This window comes from Saccharothrix sp. NRRL B-16348 (assembly GCF_001280085.1).
GTDB lineage: Bacteria > Actinomycetota > Actinomycetes > Mycobacteriales > Pseudonocardiaceae > Actinosynnema.
On sequence record NZ_LGED01000194.1, the window covers coordinates 1 to 17,473 of the forward strand.

Below are 17,473 nucleotides of genomic sequence, written 5' to 3' on the forward strand. Positions count from 1 at the left end.
CGGATGATGTTGGAATGAGGGAGGGCCTCCGGGTTCGGTGTGGATTGCGACGTCTACACCAAGCCCACGGAGGCCCTCGTGACCCACGCTAACGCACCGTTGACTCCGGCGGGCAGGCTGCGTCTGGCCCGGTGTGTCGTGGACGAGGGCTGGCCGTTGCGGCGGGCTGCCGAGCGGTTCCAGGTCTCGCCGACCACCGCCGCCCGCTGGGCCGGGCGGTACCGGCAGTCGGGCGAGGCGGGTATGACCGACCGCTCCAGTCGTCCCCGTCGCAGCCCGCGTCGCCTGCCCACCCGCCAGGAGCGACGGATCGTCAAGGTCCGATTGCTACGACGCTGGGGTCCGGCCCGCATCGCCTACCTGCCGGGTCTGAATCCCTCCACGGTGCACCGGGTGCTGCGCCGTTTCGGTCTGGCCCGCCTGGCGCACCTGGACCGGGCCACCGCCGTGCCGGTGCGCCGCTACGAGCACGCCCGCGCCCGGCGACCTGGTCCACGTCGACCTCAAGAAGCTGGGCAACATCCCCGACGGCGGCGGCCACAAGGTCCACGGCCGCCCGGCGGGCAGGCGCAACAGCGCCGCCCACCGCGACCCCACCCGGCCCCGCAAGACCCACGGCCACCCCAACCTGGGCTACTCCTACCTGCACAACGCCGTGGACGACCACTCCCGCCTGGCCTACACCGAGATCCTGCCCGACGAGACCAAGGAGACCGCCGCCGCGTTCTGGACCCGGGCGCAGGCGTTCTTCCGGGCCGGCGGGGTGGTGGTGAAGCGGGTGCTGACGGACAACGGTTCCTGCTACCGCTCACACCTGTGGCGCGACACCCTCGCCGACGCCGGTGTCACCCACAAACGCACCCGTGCCTACCGGCCCCAGACCAACGGCAAGGTCGAACGCTTCAACCGCACCCTGCTCGACGAATGGGCCTACGCCCGGGCATACCGGTCCGAGACCGAGCGGCGAGAAGCGCTGCCACACTGGCTGCACACTTACAATCACCACCGCGGCCACACCGCACTCCAAGGCCAACCACCCGCCAGCCGCGTCCCCAACCTCCCAGGTCAGTACAGCTAGGCGTTCGCCAGGCGGAGGCGTTCGGCCGACTGCGCGCGCACGGCGTCACCGGACACCGGGGTGTCGCCGTGCAGGGCCTCCCAGCGGGCGTTGTGCGCCGCCTGCCAGAGGCTCGCCGCCCACGCGACCTCCAGCTCCTCCGCGGTGAACCGGCGTCCCCGGAGGTCCTGGTACGTCTCCAGGAACGCGGCGGAACTGTCGATGGGGGCCAGCGTCGGCGGCGACGCGTGGACGAACGACCCGCACGCCGCACCCACCAGCGCCGCCTCCGGCTGCCACGCCAGGCTGTCCCAGTCGTGCACGGCCCACACCTCCCCGTCACGCCAGCGGAGGTTCTGCCCTTCGAAGTCGGCGTGGCCCAGCACGCGCGGCAGGTCGGCCGCCAACAGCCGTGCGCGAACCCGGGCGGCCGTGTCCACGACGTGCTCGGGCACGGCGGACTGGTCCCGGTCGTCCAGCAGCGGGACCGCAGGCCACAGCCCGGCGTCCGCGTGGTCCCACCGCGCCCAGCGCGGGTTCGGCAGCGGCGGGGGAACGGTCACGTCGGCCAGTTCGGCCATCAGCCGGGCGAACACCGCGGCGTAGCGCACGGCGACCTCCGGCGAGTCGCCGCCGAGCGGCTCACCGCCGGGCAGGTGCTCCTCGGCGTGCACGGCCAGGGTGCCGACGACGACCGCGGGCGTGAGCGGCCTAGCGCACGGGAATCCCCGCTCCGCCAGCCTGGCCTGCGCGGCGACGCACGACGCGACACGGCCCTCGTCCTCGCGCGCCTTCACCACGACGTCCCGGCCCCCGGCCAACCGCAGCCCGAACACCGCCGACATCTGCCGCGCCTCGAACAGCACGCCGACCGGCTCGTCGCCCAACCGGTCCGCGCACCACGCCGGCAACCAGTCCGGCACCCCGTCCAACGTCACGACGACGACTGTGCCAGGCGGGGCTTGCCCGGGTGGCCCCGATCACCTACCGTCGAGTAAAGGTGAAGACGTTTCGCGTATGGCGAACCGAATCGGGTCGGGGAGTGCGGATGCGGGTCTCGCGACGGTCGTTGACGGCAACGGCGCTGGTCGCCGCCCTGGTCGTGGTCGGGCTGCCGGTCGCGGACGCCGCGCCCCAGCCGTACCTGGTCGGGCGGGGCATCTCCGACGTCACCGGACCCGCCGCCGAGAACGGGATGATGGGCTACTCGGCGTTCGACCAGAAGACCACCGGCATCCACCAGCGGCAGCGCTCACGGGCGTACGTGGTGGTCGACCAGGCCACCGGCAAGCGCGTCGCGTACGTCAACGCGGACCTGGCGATGATCTTCCGGGCCGTGCAGGAAGCGGTGCTGGCCAAGCTCCAGGCACGGTACGGCTCGCTCTACACCCGCGAGAACGTGCTGCTGTCCGCGACCCACACGCACGCCGGGCCCGGCGGCTACTCGCACAACCTCGCCTACAACCTGTCGATCCTCGGCCTGCAGCCGCAGACGCTGGCCGCGATCACCGACGGCATCACGGAGTCGGTCGTGCGCGCGCACGAAGACCTCAAGCCCGGTGAGCTGACCCTGGGCCGCGGCGAGCTGACCGACGCCAGCGTGAACCGCTCCCGGGTCGCGTTCGAGCGCAACCCCGACAAGGGCCACTTCCCGCGGGCGATCGACCCGGCGATGACGGTGCTGCGGTTCCGGCAGAACGGCGCGGACGTCGGCGCGATCAGCTGGTTCGCCACCCACAACACGTCGATGACCAACAAGAACACGCTGATCAGCCCGGACAACAAGGGTTACGCGTCCTACCAGTGGGAGCACGACGACCGCGGCGTGCGGTACCTGGAGGACCGGCCCGGGTTCGTCGCCGCGTTCCCCAACACCAACGCGGGCGACATGTCGCCGAACCTCAACCTTCGCCCCGGTTCCGGCCCGACCGAGGACGAGGTGGAGAACACCCGGATCATCGGCGAGCGGCAGAACCGCAAGGCGCAGCAGGTGTTCGCGGGTCCGCAGACACCGGTGACCGGCGCGGTGGACTACCGGATGCGGTTCGTGGACATGGCCGCGGTCGCCGTCGACGGCCGGTACACCACCGACGGGCGGCCGGGCACGACGTGTCCGGGTGTCGTGGGCGCGTCCACCATGGCGGGCAGCGTGGAGGACGGCCCGGCGATCCCCGGCTTCAGCGAGGGCATGACCAGCCCGTGGAAGGCGTTGTTCGAACCCTTGAACGTCGAGGTGCCGCAGTGGTTGCGCGACTGCCAGTACCCGAAGGCGTCACTGGTGCCGACCGGCCTGGTGCAGGCCACGCCGAACGTGCTGCCGCTGCAGATCGTGAAGATCGGGCCGCTGCACCTGGTCGCCGTGCCGGGCGAGGTGACGATCGTAGCCGGCCTGCGGATTCGGCGCGCGGTGGCCGCCGAAGCGGGCGTGCCGCTGGAGAACGTGCTCGTGCAGGGCTACGCCAACGACTACAGCCAGTACGTGACCACGCCGGAGGAGTACGACCTCCAGCAGTACGAGGGCGGCTCGACGCTGTTCGGCCGCAACACCCTGCCCGCCTACCAGCAGGAGTTCGCCGCGCTCGCCGCGTCCCTGCGCGCCGGCACACCCCTCGCGCCCGGCCCGACGCCCACCAAGCCGCCGTTCACCGAGCTCAACCTCCAGACCGGCGTGGTGTTCGACGACAAGGCCCCCTGGCACTCCTTCGGCCAGGTCCTCACCCAACCCGCCACCACCTACGCCCGCGGCCAGACCGCCACGGCGGTGTTCGTCACCGGGCACCCGAAGAACAACCTGCGCCGCAACGGCACGTTCCTGGAGGTCCAGCGCCTGGTCGACGGCACGTGGACCAGGCACGCGGACGACGGCGACTGGTCCACCCGCTACCGCTGGCAGCGCGAGGGCGTGGCCAACTCGAACGCCACGGTGACGTGGACGATCCCGGCCGACACGCCGACCGGCACGTACCGCATCGTGCACCACGGCGACTGGAAGAGCGGCTGGACCGGCGCGGTCACCCCGTTCACCGGCGCCACCAGGACGTTCACCGTCGGCTAGCGCTTCCGAGTACCTTCACGACATGAAACCAAAACGATCGTTAACGGTTGGCCTGATCGTGTCGATGCTCGCGGTGATGGGGTTGTTCACGGCTCCCGCGGTGGGTCAGGCGAGCACGGAGGCCGCTTATCCGGTGACGCCGTTCCACTTGGAATACGGCGCGAGCGTCCTCACCGGCTCGATCACGTGGTACAACCGCAGCGTCGACGTCTCGGGCTCGATCAAGGCCCGTTCCACGGGGAAGCAGGCCCGGTTCCGCGCTGAATCCGCTTCCTGCTACTCGTCGCTGGAAACGCGAACGGCGTCGGTCGACACGACCACCCCGTTCGGTTTCAACATGCCCTGCGATGTCCCGGGCGGGTACACCCACGTCTACGTGGCCATGTGGGACGTCAACGGCACTTTCCTGCGCGGTGTCACCTGCACCAGGCAAGGCTGCTGAACCGGAGTCCGAGTCCGTTCGACGTCACCTGCGATCGGTAGACCTCCCGCAGCGGCATGTCAGCCCTCGCGGTCCAGCGGGCCCCAGCTCGTGGCGGCGTGCTCGTCGACCAGGCGTTCGCACTCGGCGAGCACGTCGTCCGTGATCCACCCGATCGGGTGACGGCACTCCACCAGGGGCTCGTTGTCCGGGCCCCGGCCGACCTCGGTGCCCTCCAGGATCCACGGCCGCGTGCCCGGCCCCCGGCGTTCCCGCAGGTGGCGGTAGTCGTGCAGGCGGCGGGCCACCCAGAGCCGCAGGGGTCTGCCGCCCCACCACGGTTCGATCGCCAGCGCGTTGGCGGACAGGCCGGGCAGCCGCACGCCGCTCAGCCCGTCCCGGCTGCGCCGATCGCTGTCCGCTTCCGGGCCCTGCGACCAGCGCACGTACAGCTCCCGCGCGGGCGCGCGGTCCTCGACCAGGGCGACCAGGTCGGCGAGATCGGCGAAGGTGCGCATGCGTCGGGGTTACCGCGTGGGCCGAGGTTCGAACGCGGACCGCCCGGGTATCAGCTAAAGCATGACGGAAGCGACCACGACCGCCCGCCACTCCCTGTGGTCGGAGGCGATACCGCACGGCAGGTTCCCCGTGCTCACCGGCGAGACGGCGGTGGACGTGGCGGTGGTCGGCGGTGGCATCACCGGTGTCACCACGGCGTTGCTGCTCAAGCGCGCGGGGCTGCGGGTCGTGGTGGTGGAGGCCGACCGGGTGGGCAGCGGGGTCAGCGGCAACAACACCGCCAAGGTCACCGCCCTGCAGTCCACTGTGTACTCGACCATCGAACGCAGGCACAGCGCCGAAGCCGCGGCCGACTACGCCTCCGGCAACACCTCCGCCGTCGAACGGGTCGCCGCGCTGGTGTCCGAGGTGGGCATCGACTGCGACCTGCGCCGGATGCCCGCGTACACGTTCGCGTTCGACGAGGACGAACTCGCCGCGGTCGAGCAGGAGGCGACCGCCGCCGTGAAGGCGGGGCTGCCGGTGTCACGCGACCGCGGCGAGCTGATGGGCGTGCCGTTCCCGATCGCGGGCGCGGTGCGGCTGGACGACCAGTTGGCCCTCCACCCGGTGAAGTACGTGCGCGGGCTGGCGGAGGCCGTGGACGGCGACGGGTCGCGGGTCTACGAGGCGAGCCGGGTGCTGCGCATCGAGGACGGCACGCCGAGCCGCGTCCACACCGACCGGGGCACGGTCGTCGCCGAACGCGTGGTGATCGCCACGCACTACCCCATCCTGGACCGCGGCCTGTACTTCGCCCGCCTGGAGCCGATGCGGTCCTACTGCGTCGCGATCCGGCTGGCGTCGGGCACGCCGCCGACGGGCCTGGGCATCAGCGCGGGCACTGAGACGTGGTCGCTGGCCAGGTCGGGGGACCTGCTGATCGTCGCGGGGCGCGGCCACGCCACGGGCTCGTCGCCGGGCGAGCCGTACGACGAGCTGACCAGGTTCGCGGCCGAGCGCTGGGACGTCGCCGAGGTCACCCACCGCTGGTCCGCGCAGGACCCGACGTCCTACGACAACCTGCCCATGATCGGCCCCTACCTGCCGGGCTCGACCACGTTGTACGGCGCGACCGGGTTCATGAAGTGGGGGCTGAGCAACGGCACGATGGCCGCGGAACTGCTGACCGACCTGATCGTCGGCCGGGAGAACCGGCTGGCGGCCCGGTTCAGCCCGCACCGGCTGACCTTGGGCGCCACGCCGAAGCTGGCGCTGCTGAACGCGAAGGTGGCCGTCGACCTGGTCGGCGACCGGCTGAAGTCCGCCGAGGTCGACTCGGTCGCGGACGTGCCGGCCGGCGAGGCGCGGGTGGTGCGTGACGGCACGGGCAAGGCCGGCGTGTACCGGGACGAGACGGGCGGTGTGCACGGCGTGTCCTTGCGCTGCACGCACCTGGGTTGCCTGGTGCGGTTCAACCCGGCCGAACGCAGCTGGGACTGCCCGTGCCACGGCTCGCGGTTCGACGTGGACGGCGCCGTGCTGGAAGGTCCGGCGACGAAGCCCTTGCCGCGCCGCGATCCCGCGTGATGACGGTGGGTGTCGAGGAGGAGTTCCTCCTCGTGGATCCGGCGACGCGTCGTCCGGTGGCACGTGCGGCGGACGTGCTGGCACGCGTGCGCGACCTGCCGCCAGGCGCGCGGGCGCACCGTGAGCTGAGCGGTGCGCAGGTCGAGTTCGCCACCGGTGTGTGCGCGAGTCTGGACGAGCTGCGCGACCAGTTGGTGGCCGGTCGGCGTGCGCTGGCCGCCGCCGCTCACGCCGAGGGGTGGTGGCTGGTCGCCTCGGGTTCGCCGCCGTTGGCCGACCCGCGCCCGGCGTTGAGCGCGGGGGAGAGGTTCGAGCGGATCGAGTCGGTGTACCGCGCCCAGGTGGCCGGTTACCAGTGCTGCGGCTGCCACGTGCACGTCGGCGTGCCGGATCGGGAGACGGCCGTGCACGTGGTGAACCACCTGCGGCGGTGGCTGCCGACGCTGCTGGCGCTCGGCGGCAACTCGCCGTTCGACCGCGACCACGACACCGGTTACGCGAGCTGGCGGATGATGGACCAGGCCCGGTTCCCGAACTCGGGCGTGCCTCCGCTGTTCCGCACGGCCGCCGACCACGACGCGCGGGTCGCCCGGCTCGTGGCGAGCGGCGCGCTGGTGGACGCGAGCCAGACGTTCTGGCTGGCCAGGCCGTCACCGCGGTACCCGACCGTCGAGGTGCGGGCCGCCGACACCGCCGCCACGGTGGACGACGCCCTGCTCCAAGCGGGTCTGACCAGGGCGCTGGTCGACACGGCGCGCACCGCCGGCGCCGCACCCGAGCTGGACGACCAGGTGGTGGCGGCGGCCGTGTGGTCGGCGGCCCGGCACGGGCTGTCCGGTCCCGGCGTCGACCCGCTCACCGCACGTCAGGTGCCCGCCGTCGCATTGGTGGAGGCGTTGCTGGAGCACGTGTCCGACGCGCTGGGCGACGACCGTGACGTGATCCGCGCACTGGTGCGGGACGTGCTCGACCGGGGCACGGGCGCGCAGCGGCAGCTGAGGGCGGGATCACCCGAGGCCGCCGTGGAGCTGCTCGCGTGCACGCCGACCGGAACGGGTAGTCCACGGCCATGACCACTGTGGACCCTGCCGTCGACCGGGCGGTGCTGCCCGCGCCGCGCGGCCCCCTGTCCGCCGCCGTCCTGGACGCCCTGCGCGGCGACCCGCCGGCGACCGGCCTGCCGCCGCACGCGTCGACGGACCCGTACGGCGAAGACCTGCACCTGGCCCTGCACGTGTGCTACGAGCTGCACTACCAGGGTTTCGCGGGAGTATCGGACACCTGGGAGTGGGATCCGGGCCTGCTCGGCTTCCGCGCCGTGCTGGAACAGGTGTTCCTGGACGCGCTGCGCGCCGACGTGCCCGGTGGCGCGGACATCGACGGCGTGCTGGACGCCTTGCTGGTCGAACCGGTCGACGGTGTCGGCGTGAGCCACTTCCTCAAGGACGAGGGGGAGTGGTGGCACATGCGCGAGTACCTGGCGTTGCGCTCGATCTACCACTTGAAGGAGGCGGACCCGCACGCGTGGGTGATCCCGCGCCTGCGCGGTGCGGCGAAGGCGGCGCTGGTGGCCGTCGAGTTCGACGAGTTCGGCGGCGGTCGCGGCGACCGCATGCACTCGCGGCTGTTCGCCGACCTGCTCGCGGGCGCCGGGCTGGACAACGGCTACCTGCGGTACCTGGAGCACGCTCCCGCGGTGATGCTGGCGACGGTGAACCTGATGTCGTTGTGCGGGCTGCACCGGTCGTTGCGCGGCTCGCTGGTGGGGCACTTCGCTGCCGCCGAGATCACCACCGCGCCCAGCGCCACCCGGATGGCGAAGGCGTTGGCACGGCTGGACGCGCACCCCGCGTGCGTGGAGTTCTTCACCGAGCACATCGAGGCGGACGCGGTGCACGAGCAGGTGATGCGGCGGGACGTGATCGGCGACCTGCTGGCCCGCGAGCCGGAGCTGACCGGATCGGTGGTGTTCGGCGTGCAGGCCACGGAACTGCTCGAACAACGGCTCGGCGACCACCTGCTCGGCGCGTGGGCAGAGGGGCGGACGGCGTTGCGCCGGCCCCTCTAGCCCGCCGCCCGTCAGCCGACCGCGGTCAACGTCGTTTGCGGTGGCTCGTGTCGCACAGCGGGTAACGCTTGCTGCGGCGGCACGCGCACACCGCGACGACGAACCGGTCCGAGCACACCACCGTGCCGTCGTCCAGCCGCAGTTCGACCGGTCCTTCCACCAGGACCGGCCCACCGGGCACGACGGTCACCACCCGGGCGTCACGCGGCGTCGGCACGGATCACCACCAGCTCCTCGTGCTCCTGGTCGTCGTCGATGAGCCCGCGCCGGGCCAACCACCCGGCCCGCTCGCGCATCACCGGCCCGAACGCGACCGTGCGGCGGGCCACCACGGACGCCTTCAAGCCACCACCGCGCAACTGCCGCAGGGTGACGTCCGGATCGCACAGCGCGGAGTGCACCACCAGACCCGTTCCCTTGTCCGCCAACAGCAACGGCAGCACCGCGCACAGCCGGTCGAGCACGGAACGGCCGTCCGGCCCGGCGTCCCAAGCCCGCGCCGGCCCCCGGTCCGGCATGCCGGCGCTGGGCACGTACGGCGGGTTGGCCGTGATGACGTCGAACTCGCCGCGCCCGACCAGGTCACCGAAGTCACCGCGCCGCACGCGCACCGGAAGACCGCGCGCCCGGGCGTTGACCCAGGTGGCGAGGAGGGCACGTCTGCTCAGGTCGACCGCGGTGACCTCCCGCGCGCCCGCCAATCCGGAGGCGACCGCCAGCGCGCCGGTGCCGGTGCACACGTCCAGCACCCGACCGCCACGCGGCAATCCGGCCTCCTCCAACGCCTCGACCATCAACCACGTGTCTTCCTGGGGCCGGTACACGCCCGGCGGCCTCCACAACCACATGGGACTGTGGTTCCCGGCCTTTTCGTCGGCAAACGGCAGGAATGACCCGCCCCGGATGGGGAATCCCCTTGGTCGGCGACGCGAGGAGGTCGGATGGGCGTGGTGGAGGCGACCCGTGGAGCGGCCCGTGAACAGGTGCTGGTGGCGCTGCTCGGCATCCCGCGGCTGCTGGCCCATCCGGCGTGGCGTGCCGCCGACCGCGACGAGGGACGCGGGCTGGGCGTGCTGCTGGTGCCGGGGTTCGGTTTCGGCGACCGGAGCCTGCAACTGACCAGGGCGTGGCTGCGCAAGCGCGGTTACGCGCCGATCGGGGCCCGGATCGGGCTGAACGTCGGCTGCACGTCGGAGCTGGTCGACCGGCTGGAACGCAGGCTGGAGGCGCACGCCGAGGCGACCGGGGGCCGGGTGGTGCTGTTCGGGCAGAGCCGCGGCGGCGGCCTGGCGAGGCTGGTGTCGGTGCGCAGGCCGGAACTCGTGCAGGGCCTGGTCATGCTCGCCAGCCCGGTGCTGGACCAGCTCGGCGCGCACCCCAGCGTGGTGCGGGTGGCGCGGACGTTGGCGCGCCTGTCGCGCGCGGGTGTGCCGGGTCTGCTGAACGAGGACTGCTTCGCGGGCTCGTGCTACGACACCAACGCCGCGGCCATGGCGGAACCGTTGAAGGTGCCCGCCATCGCGGTGTTCTCCCGCAACGACCTCATCGCCCCGTGGGAGCTGTGCGCCGACCCGTGCGCGGACTGCGTCGAGGTGACGAGCACGCACACCGGCATGGGTCTCGACCCCGAGGTGTACCGGCTGCTCGCGCCGCGACTGGCCTCGTGGGCGCGCAGCCGGGAACCGGTCCCGGCGGCGGGCTGACCGGCGGACGACCGCACCGGGAGCCTCTGCGACGGCCGGCGCGACGACCGTGAGAAGATCGATCCCGGTCTGGGGTCGGAGGCAGAGCACGTCATGGAATCGTCGCGCCTGGTGGCGTTCGGGAACCAGCTCGTACAAGCGCACATCGCGCTGCGTGAGCGGATCGACGCGTTGAGGGACGGCTTGGCCGACGACGCGGGGGTCAAAGACCTGTGGTCGCACTGCCTGTCGTTCTGCGCCGCGCTGGAGCGGCACCACACCGCCGAGGACGACGGCGTGTTCCCGGTCCTGGCCCGGGAGTACCCGGAGCTGCGGCCGGTGCTGGACGAGCTGGGCCGTGATCACCGGATCGTGTCCGACGCCTTGGCGGCGCTGGAGGGGTTGGGCGACGTCGACCCGGTGGCGCTGCGGCACGAGTTGGACAGCGTGGCCGCTCTGATGGAGACGCACTTCACGTACGAGGAGCGCAAGATCGCGGACGCGTTGACGGCGTTGACCGGGCGGCTCGGCGAGGCCGACACGGAGCTGATCACGCGGGCCACCACGGGCTACGAAGCTTGAGTGGTCTCAATAGCTTCAGTGAAGTCTGAAGAACTGTCCCGTCTCGTTACGAATGTTCGGTGATCATTCACTCGGACGTGTGATCTTTCGTGGGATCCTCCCTGCGTGCGGCCACCCTGCGCCGCCGCACTCGGGAGGAGACACCCAATCGTGCGACTACGACCCCTGCTGACTCCGCTTGCCGTTGTCGTTTCCACCATCGCCGTCGCAGCGGCCCTGCTGATCCCCACCGCTGCCGCCGGCGCCACGTCGATCACCGTCGCCCAGGCCATCGGGCAGCAGAGCGGCGCGTCCGCGACCGTGCGCGGTTACGTCGTCGGGCAGCCAACCGCCACCAACACCGTGGTGCGGTCCAACTTCCCGTCCGACTACGCGCTGGCGCTGGCCGACTCGCCGACCCAGACGAGCACGAGCCAGATGCTGTACGTGCAGATCACGGCGGCGTTCCGGGCCCAGTGGGGCCTGCGGACCAACCCCGGCCTGCTCGGCGCGCGGATCGACGTCACCGGTCCCCTGACCGCGTACTTCTCGCACCCCGGCCTCACGTCGCCGACCGCGTTCGCCCACGCCGGCACCTCGCCGACGACGTCCACCACGACCCGCCCCACCGCCACGTCCACGACGGCTCCCGGCGGCGGCTACGACGACACGTACTACCGCAACGCGCTCGGCAAGACCGGGGCGTCGCTGAAGACGGCGTTGAACGGGATCGTCCGGACCAACACCAAGCTGTCGTACGACCAGGTGTGGGAGGCGTTGAAGGTCACCGACCAGGACCCGAACAACAGCGCCAACGTGATCCTGCTCTACACCGGGCGTTCGCAGAGCAAGACGACCAACGGCGGCGACCCGGACGACTGGAACCGCGAGCACGTCTGGGCCAAGTCGCACGGCGACTTCGGCACCGCCACCGGTCCGGGCACCGACATCCACCACCTGCGGCCGACGGACGTGTCGGTGAACGCGACCCGGGGCAACAAGGACTTCGACCTGGGCGGTTCGGCGGTCGGGGAGGCTCCGGGCAACTACACCGACGCCGACTCGTGGGAGCCGCGCAACGCGGTGAAGGGCGACGTCGCGCGGATGCTCTTCTACATGGCCGTGCGGTACGAGGGTGGCGACGGCTACCCGAACCTGGAGATGAACGACAACGTCAACAACGGCACCGCGCCGTACCACGGCAGGCTTTCCGTGCTGCTGCGGTGGAACGCGCAGGACCCGCCGGACGCGTTCGAGAAGCGTCGCAACCAGGTGATCTACGACAGCTACCAGCGCAACCGCAACCCGTTCATCGACCACCCCGAGTGGGCGGCGTCGATCTGGGGCTGAGCCTGCGCTTCGGCACGTGGACGCCCGGTCCTGATTCCCTCGGTCGAGGGTGCGGGGCCGGGCGTCCGCGCGTCGGCGGGGGAGTAGATCACCCGATCCGGTGTTGACCGCTCACGCATCCTCTGTTCGAATGAACGCGCCAGGTGTTCAAACTAGGGGGAGCGATGAAGGCCGGTATCACGATCCTTCCGGAGTACCGCTGGGCCGAGGCGAAGCCGCGGTGGCTGGCGGCGGAGGAGTACGGGTTCGCCCACGCGTGGACGTTCGACCACCTGGGCTGGGGTCCGCTGGTCGACCACACGTGGTTCGGCTCGGTGCCGACGTTGAGCGCGGCGGCGTTGGCGACGTCGCGGATCGAGCTGGGGCTCATGGTCGCGTCGCCGAACTTCCGGCACCCGGTGCCGTTCGCGCGGGACGTGCTGGCGTTGGACGACCTGTCGGACGGCAGGGTCACGCTGGGCATCGGCGCGGGCGGGATGGGCGGTTACGACGTGGCGGTGTTCGGCGGCGCGACCAGGGCCGCGAGCCCGTCGCGGCGGTACGAGGAGTTCGTCGAGTTGTTGGACGCCTTGCTGAGCCAGGAGCGGGTCGACTACTCCGGCGAGTACTACACGGCGGTGGACGCCCGGAACGCGCCGGGGTGCGTGCAGCGGCCGCGCACGCCGTTCGTGCTGGCGGCGAACGGGCCGAGAGGGTTGGCGTTGGCCGCGAAGCACGGCGAGGGCTGGGTGACCTTGGGTTCCGCTCGGGACTCGTTGGACACCTGGTGGAGGTCGCTGGCCGAGTTGTCGGCGCGGTTCGACGAGGCGCTGGCCGCGGCGTCCCGGAGCCGTGCCGAGGTGCGCCGTTTCCTGCAGACCGACGCGGCGCCGGTGTTCTCGCTGTCGAGCGTCGAGTGCTACCGGGACTTCCTGGGCAGGGCGGGCGAGTTGGGCTTCACCGACGTGCTGGCGCCGTGGCCGAGGGCGGATGGTCCGTTCGCCGGTGACGAGGCGATCTTGGAGACGGTGGCCGCGGAGGTGTTGCCGGAGTTGTCCTGACGGCTACAGGTCCTTGCAGGCGTTGGCGATCGCGGTGTGGATCGTGGTGAGGTCGGCTGGTCGGGTGCTCCAGTTGCTGAAGGCGGCGCGGAGTGCCGGCTGTCCGTTGTAGACGGTGGGGGTGAGGAAGGTGTCGCCGCTCGACGCGATGCGGCGGGCGGCTTCGGCGACGCGTTCCGGTGTCGGTGCGTCGGCGAGGGTGAAGCACACGACGTTGAGCCGGACCGGGGCGAGGAGGCGGACGCCGGGTGTGTCGGCGAGCAGGTCGCCGAGGCGGTGGGCGAGGTCGACGGTGCGTTCGACGATCCGGCGGTGGCCGTCCTGCCCGTGGGTGGTGAGGGTGAACCACGTGGCCAGCGCGCGTAGGCGGCGGGAGTTCTCCGGGGTGAGGTGGACGAAGTCCGGGTTCTCGGTGGGTGTGCCGAGGTACGCGGCGGAGTTGCGGAAGACCTTGACCTGGAGGTCGCGGCGGCGGGTGAACTGGACGGCGGCGTCGTAGGGCACGTTGAGCCACTTGTGCAGGTCGACGCAGATCGAGTCGGCGTCGGCGAGGCCGTCCACGAGGTGCGCGAAGGAGGGGGAGAGGGCGGCGAACCCGCCGAAGGCGGCGTCGACGTGCAGCCAGAAGGGTGTGCGCGACCGCAGTTCGACCAGTGCGCGGAGGTCGTCGAAGTCGGCGGTGTTCACCGTGCCGGCGTTCGCGACGACGATCGCGGGTGTGCCGTCGAGTTCGGCGGCGAGCCGTGCGACGTCGATCGCCTCGCGGTCGGGCAGGGTGGGGACCGGGCGCAGGCTGTCCCGGCCAAGTCCGAGCATCGACAGCGCCTTGTGGATGCTCGAGTGGGGTGCGCCCGAGTACACCTTGACGGGTCCGAGCGCGGCGACGCCGGCGTCGGCCACCGACACGCCGGCCTGTTCGCCCAGCCATTCCCGGGCCAGGGCGAGTCCGACGAAGTTGGACATGGTCGCGCCGGTGACGAACGCCCCCGCGTGCGCGTCGCCGAGCCCGAACATCGTGGCCAACCACCGCACGGTCTCCCGTTCCAGGTCGGATGCGGACGAGCCGTCCGAGGCGGCCGGGTTCTGGTCGAAGACCGCCGCCAGCCAGTCGCCCGCGATGCCCGCCGGTGTGCTGCCGCCGGTGACGAACCCCAGGTACCGGGGTCCGGCGGACGCGGAGAACCCGGGCGCCCACCGTCGGGCGAACAAGTCCAGCGCGCCCGCGAAACCCTTGCCCGACACCGGCAGCGGGTCCGTCGCGGTCGGCACGTCGCCACCGGGCACGACGGGTCGGCCGGGCAGGGCAGCCAGGATCGACGCCGCGTAACGGGTCGTCGCGTCGAGCACGTCGGCCGTCACGTCTTCCACCACGGGACCTCCATCAGAGCGGGTAACCGCGACCCTAAGCACCGGCCGCACCCGTCGTCCCGGTCCACTTCGCCGAAACTGGACGTCCCGCCTGCATCCGGTTACTCAGGGTGGGTCCACTGAGGACCGCAGGCGTCGTCGGTTCACGGTGCGTAATTGGCGGTGGGTTGCCGTTCGGGCGATGCCGGGGTTCTTGCCCGGCGGGCGCGGAGCGGGCGCTCGTCCGTGCCGGTGGCGTGCGCCTGCCGTGACCGCCGTGTTGCGGGTTCGTCACGGCGTGCGTCTGACATTCCTCTTAACCAGCCGGAAAGACCGGTGGGTGTCGCTCGAACTCGTGAATTCGGACGGTGGTCGGATCACCGACAACCACCTCGGCAACGCGTGAGGTGACCATCCGGATGAACGACCGACGAAGGGCGCAACCTGCCCGAGTGGTGTTCGGTTCAACTACTGCTTCTTGCTCTGGGTGACTGTTAGCTTGCGGACGGCGATTACATCCAGTGAGGAGGCGACGGATGAAACGCGTGTTCGGCGTGGTGCTCGCCGCGACTGCCCTGCTGGTCCCGTCGAGCCCGGCGGCGCAGGCGGCCACCGGGCAGGTGGTCGTGTTCTCGGTCGAGGTCACTCCACTGGCGACGTACGACCACCCCAAGGGCTGCCAGTCGCTGCCGGAAGGCGCGCACGTGCTGGCCAACCTGACCGACGGCGACATCACGATCTACGGCGACGCGGCGTGCTTCGTGCCGCTGGTCACGGTGGAGAAGGGCTACGGCACGCACGTGCCCCCGTACGGCGCGACGTTCAAGGCCTGACCGCTGTGGTCGTCAACCCCAACCGATGTGGAAAGGGCGCACGTGTCCTTCGATCTGGTCGTGGTCGGAGTCGGCTACGTAGGGCTGCCGCTGGCGGCGGCGGCCACCGCCGCGGGCATGACGGTGGCGGGGTACGACACCGACCCGGACGTGGTGCGCACGCTCGCCGAGGGCCGTTCGCACGTGCTGGACGTGTCGCGCACCGAGTTGCACGCCATGCGCACCAGGGGTTTCACGCCCACCACCGACCCGGCCGTGATCGCGGGCGCCGACACCGTGGTGATCTGCGTGCCCACCGGCCTGGGGCCCGACGGGCGACCCGACCTCGGCGCGGTCCGCGCCGCCGCGGAGACCGTCTCCGACCACCTGCGCGCGGGCACGCTCGTGATCCTGGAGTCCACGAGCTTCCCGGGCACCACCGACGAGGTGGTGCGGCCGATCCTGGAGCGGCACGGTCTCGTGGCCGGCGAGGACTTCCCGCTGGGCTACTCGCCGGAGCGCATCGACCCCGGCAACCGCACGTTCGGCGTCCGCAACACGCCCAAGGTGGTCAGCGGGCACACCCCGTTGTGCGCCAAGCACTGCGCGACCTTCTACTGCCGGTTCGTGGACTCGGTGGTGGTGGCCCGCGGCACCCGCGAGGCCGAGATGGCGAAACTGCTGGAGAACACCTACCGGTACGTGAACATCGCGCTGGTCAACGAGATCGCGGTGTTCTGCGACCAGCTCGGGGTGGACGTGTGGGACGTGCTGCACTGCGCGGCCACGAAACCGTTCGGCTTCCAGCCGTTCACCCCGGGGCCGGGCGTCGGCGGCCACTGCATCCCGGTCGATCCCCGCTACCTGCTGGACAAGGCCCGTCGTGAGGGCGCGCAGCTGGGCGTGGTGGAAGCGGCCCGGCGGGTCGACTCGGCGATGCCGTCCTACGTGGTCGAACGGGCGGTGCGGTTGCTGACCCGTGCGGGCGTGTCCGTGGACGGCGCGCGGATCCTCCTGCTGGGTGTGTCCTACAAGGCCGACGTGCCGGACACCAGGGAGTCCGCCGCGTTCCGGATCGCCGACGAGCTGAGGGCGCTCGGGGCCGACGTGACCTACCACGACCCGGTGGCCGGTGAGGTGCCCGCGCTGGGGCCGCCCGTCGCCGACCTGCGCTCCGCGCTGCGCACGAGCGACGCCACCGTGCTGCTCGTCGCGCACAGCGGCTACGACCTCGGCCACCTGGCCAGGAACGCGCGGCTGCTGCTCGACGTCACGGGCAGCGTGCCCGGAGGGGAGGTCATGCGCCTTTGAGATCCCCCTGACCGGGGGAGCCGGTCCGCGGACCGGCGGAGCAAGCCAGGTTTCGCCGAAACCACCTTTACCTTTTAGGAGTGTCCGAATGGTCATGTCCACGGCGGTCAAGAGCGATCGGCTCAAGAAGCGCTTCGAGAAGTGGGACGTCGACGGCAACGGCAGCATCGAGAAGTCCGACTACGAGGCCGAGGCGCACCGCATCATCCAGGCGTTCGACGAGGACCCCTCGTCACCGCAGGCGCGAGCGCTGATCGACGCCTACATCTCCATGTTCGAGTACCTGGCGACCAAGGCCGGTGTGGGCGCGGACGGCTCGATGACCGAGGACCAGTTCCTCAGCGTGGTCGAGGCGCAGGTGTTCGCGGAGGGCGACGCCGGCTTCAACCGCGTGATCCGGCCGACGGTCGCGGCCATGGTGGGCCTGTGCGACACCGACGGCGACGGCGAGGTGAGCCCGTCGGAGTTCCGCAAGTGGCTGGAAGCCATCGGGGTGGACGCCTCGTCCGCGGTCGAGGCCTTCCGGACCATCGACACCAGCGGCAACGGGACGCTGACCGTGGACGAGCTGGTGGCCGCCGTGCGCGCCTACCACTTCGGCACCCTCGACGTGCCGCTCCTCGGTCACTGACCTGACCAGCACGACGGCGCCCTGGGAGATCGTCCCCCGGGGCGCCGTCG

The 17,473-nt window shown here is 71.5% G+C and carries 17 protein-coding genes and 3 pseudogenes; 15 read left to right on the forward strand and 5 right to left on the reverse strand.

Annotated features, from left to right (window positions below; genetic code table 11):
* The first annotated feature begins 78 nt into the window (after positions 1-78).
* Positions 79-1,078: pseudogene (locus tag ADK67_RS17820) on the forward strand (IS481 family transposase).
* Here the strand turns inward: ADK67_RS17820 and ADK67_RS17825 are convergent.
* Complete coding sequence (locus tag ADK67_RS17825; RefSeq protein ID WP_053717559.1) at positions 1,075-1,995, reverse strand: phosphotransferase; 921 nt, start codon at positions 1,993-1,995, stop codon at positions 1,075-1,077. The pseudogene ADK67_RS17820 and the gene ADK67_RS17825 overlap by 4 nt on opposite strands.
* Positions 1,996-2,105: 110 nt before the next feature.
* Here ADK67_RS17825 and ADK67_RS17830 point away from each other — a divergent pair, with 110 nt between their 5' ends.
* Together ADK67_RS17830 and ADK67_RS17835 are read left to right on the forward strand one after the other, a co-directional pair.
* The gene (locus ADK67_RS17830) at positions 2,106-4,112 is read left to right on the forward strand and encodes a neutral/alkaline ceramidase (RefSeq protein WP_053717705.1); all 2,007 of its coding nucleotides are present in this window, start codon (positions 2,106-2,108) and stop codon (positions 4,110-4,112) included.
* 22 nt (positions 4,113-4,134) lie between these two features.
* Complete coding sequence (locus ADK67_RS17835; protein ID WP_053717560.1) at positions 4,135-4,554, forward strand: hypothetical protein; 420 nt, start codon at positions 4,135-4,137, stop codon at positions 4,552-4,554.
* Between the two features lie 59 nt (positions 4,555-4,613).
* Here ADK67_RS17835 and ADK67_RS17840 read toward each other — a convergent pair whose 3' ends face one another.
* The gene (locus tag ADK67_RS17840) at positions 4,614-5,051 is read right to left on the reverse strand and encodes a DUF6098 family protein (protein WP_053717561.1); all 438 of its coding nucleotides are present in this window, start codon (positions 5,049-5,051) and stop codon (positions 4,614-4,616) included.
* A 61-nt stretch (positions 5,052-5,112) separates the two neighbouring features.
* On the opposite strand from ADK67_RS17840, the gene ADK67_RS17845 reads away from it, so the two are divergent.
* The 3 genes from ADK67_RS17845 to ADK67_RS17855 are packed head-to-tail and all read left to right on the forward strand — an operon-like array spanning position 5,113 to position 8,689.
* Complete coding sequence (locus tag ADK67_RS17845) at positions 5,113-6,621, forward strand: FAD-dependent oxidoreductase (protein WP_053717562.1); 1,509 nt, start codon at positions 5,113-5,115, stop codon at positions 6,619-6,621.
* Entirely contained in the window at positions 6,621-7,694 is a 1,074-nt protein-coding gene (locus ADK67_RS17850; RefSeq protein ID WP_053717563.1) for a carboxylate-amine ligase, read from the forward strand. The genes ADK67_RS17845 and ADK67_RS17850 overlap by 1 nt, the downstream gene beginning before the upstream one ends.
* On the forward strand, positions 7,691-8,689 hold the full coding sequence (locus ADK67_RS17855) for an iron-containing redox enzyme family protein (RefSeq protein WP_053717564.1): 999 nt from the start codon (positions 7,691-7,693) through the stop codon (positions 8,687-8,689). Before ADK67_RS17850 ends, ADK67_RS17855 begins: the two co-directional genes overlap by 4 nt.
* 25 nt (positions 8,690-8,714) lie before the next feature.
* Here the strand turns inward: ADK67_RS17855 and ADK67_RS17860 are convergent, their stop codons facing one another.
* Together ADK67_RS17860 and ADK67_RS17865 are read right to left on the reverse strand one after the other, a co-directional pair.
* Entirely contained in the window at positions 8,715-8,906 is a 192-nt protein-coding gene (locus ADK67_RS17860; RefSeq protein ID WP_033439821.1) for a CDGSH iron-sulfur domain-containing protein, read from the reverse strand.
* Positions 8,890-9,537: a HemK2/MTQ2 family protein methyltransferase gene (locus ADK67_RS17865; RefSeq protein ID WP_053717565.1), complete on the reverse strand. Its 648-nt coding sequence runs from the start codon at positions 9,535-9,537 to the stop codon at positions 8,890-8,892. Before ADK67_RS17865 ends, ADK67_RS17860 begins: the two co-directional genes overlap by 17 nt.
* A 93-nt stretch (positions 9,538-9,630) precedes the next feature.
* On the opposite strand from ADK67_RS17865, the gene ADK67_RS17870 reads away from it, so the two are divergent.
* The 5 genes and pseudogenes from ADK67_RS17870 (at position 9,631) to ADK67_RS17885 (ending at position 13,322) form a co-directional block, all read left to right on the forward strand.
* Positions 9,631-10,392 carry an alpha/beta fold hydrolase gene (locus ADK67_RS17870; RefSeq protein WP_053717566.1) on the forward strand — a complete coding sequence of 254 codons (762 nt, stop codon included), beginning with the start codon at positions 9,631-9,633 and terminating at the stop codon, positions 10,390-10,392.
* 93 nt (positions 10,393-10,485) lie between these two features.
* Positions 10,486-10,953, forward strand: a complete 468-nt coding sequence (locus ADK67_RS17875) for a hemerythrin domain-containing protein (protein ID WP_053717567.1) — start codon at positions 10,486-10,488, stop codon at positions 10,951-10,953.
* Between the two features lie 150 nt (positions 10,954-11,103).
* Positions 11,104-11,502: pseudogene (locus ADK67_RS54675) on the forward strand (DUF6359 domain-containing protein); the annotation flags it as partial.
* 96 nt (positions 11,503-11,598) lie between these two features.
* A pseudogene (locus tag ADK67_RS17880) lies at positions 11,599-12,282 on the forward strand (endonuclease I family protein); the annotation flags it as partial.
* A 164-nt stretch (positions 12,283-12,446) separates the two neighbouring features.
* Positions 12,447-13,322 carry an LLM class flavin-dependent oxidoreductase gene (locus ADK67_RS17885; protein ID WP_053717568.1) on the forward strand — a complete coding sequence of 292 codons (876 nt, stop codon included), beginning with the start codon at positions 12,447-12,449 and terminating at the stop codon, positions 13,320-13,322.
* A gap of 3 nt (positions 13,323-13,325) precedes the next feature.
* Here the strand turns inward: ADK67_RS17885 and ADK67_RS17890 are convergent, their stop codons facing one another.
* Entirely contained in the window at positions 13,326-14,693 is a 1,368-nt protein-coding gene (locus ADK67_RS17890; RefSeq protein ID WP_053717569.1) for a pyridoxal phosphate-dependent decarboxylase family protein, read from the reverse strand.
* Positions 14,694-14,937: 244 nt separating this feature from the next.
* Here ADK67_RS17890 and ADK67_RS50990 point away from each other — a divergent pair, with 244 nt between their 5' ends.
* The 4 genes from ADK67_RS50990 (at position 14,938) to ADK67_RS17905 (ending at position 17,423) form a co-directional block, all read left to right on the forward strand.
* Entirely contained in the window at positions 14,938-15,075 is a 138-nt protein-coding gene (locus ADK67_RS50990; RefSeq protein WP_157620533.1) for a hypothetical protein, read from the forward strand.
* 130 nt (positions 15,076-15,205) lie between these two features.
* Positions 15,206-15,502 (forward strand): hypothetical protein, encoded by a 297-nt coding sequence (locus tag ADK67_RS17895; protein ID WP_053717570.1) that lies wholly within the window; start codon positions 15,206-15,208, stop codon positions 15,500-15,502.
* Between the two features lie 42 nt (positions 15,503-15,544).
* Positions 15,545-16,792, forward strand: a complete 1,248-nt coding sequence (locus ADK67_RS17900; protein ID WP_053717571.1) for a nucleotide sugar dehydrogenase — start codon at positions 15,545-15,547, stop codon at positions 16,790-16,792.
* Between the two features lie 88 nt (positions 16,793-16,880).
* Entirely contained in the window at positions 16,881-17,423 is a 543-nt protein-coding gene (locus ADK67_RS17905; RefSeq protein ID WP_331459314.1) for an EF-hand domain-containing protein, read from the forward strand.
* Positions 17,424-17,473: the final 50 nt, after the last annotated feature.

What these genes read in the sequence shown, in the direction of transcription:
- ADK67_RS17885 (WP_053717568.1), top strand. Translation starts at nt 12,447, where the DNA reads ATGAAGGCCGGTATCACGATCCTTCCGGAGTACCGCTGGGCCGAGGCG.
- ADK67_RS17850 (WP_053717563.1), top strand. Translation starts at nt 6,621, where the DNA reads ATGACGGTGGGTGTCGAGGAGGAGTTCCTCCTCGTGGATCCGGCGACG.
- ADK67_RS17855 (WP_053717564.1), top strand. Translation starts at nt 7,691, where the DNA reads ATGACCACTGTGGACCCTGCCGTCGACCGGGCGGTGCTGCCCGCGCCG.
- ADK67_RS17895 (WP_053717570.1), top strand. Translation starts at nt 15,206, where the DNA reads ATGAAACGCGTGTTCGGCGTGGTGCTCGCCGCGACTGCCCTGCTGGTC.
- ADK67_RS17835 (WP_053717560.1), top strand. Translation starts at nt 4,135, where the DNA reads ATGAAACCAAAACGATCGTTAACGGTTGGCCTGATCGTGTCGATGCTC.
- ADK67_RS17870 (WP_053717566.1), top strand. Translation starts at nt 9,631, where the DNA reads ATGGGCGTGGTGGAGGCGACCCGTGGAGCGGCCCGTGAACAGGTGCTG.
- ADK67_RS17830 (WP_053717705.1), top strand. Translation starts at nt 2,106, where the DNA reads ATGCGGGTCTCGCGACGGTCGTTGACGGCAACGGCGCTGGTCGCCGCC.
- ADK67_RS17845 (WP_053717562.1), top strand. Translation starts at nt 5,113, where the DNA reads ATGACGGAAGCGACCACGACCGCCCGCCACTCCCTGTGGTCGGAGGCG.
- ADK67_RS17905 (WP_331459314.1), top strand. Translation starts at nt 16,881, where the DNA reads ATGGTCATGTCCACGGCGGTCAAGAGCGATCGGCTCAAGAAGCGCTTC.
- ADK67_RS17875 (WP_053717567.1), top strand. Translation starts at nt 10,486, where the DNA reads ATGGAATCGTCGCGCCTGGTGGCGTTCGGGAACCAGCTCGTACAAGCG.
- ADK67_RS17840 (WP_053717561.1), bottom strand. Translation starts at nt 5,051, where the DNA reads ATGCGCACCTTCGCCGATCTCGCCGACCTGGTCGCCCTGGTCGAGGAC.
- ADK67_RS17865 (WP_053717565.1), bottom strand. Translation starts at nt 9,537, where the DNA reads ATGTGGTTGTGGAGGCCGCCGGGCGTGTACCGGCCCCAGGAAGACACG.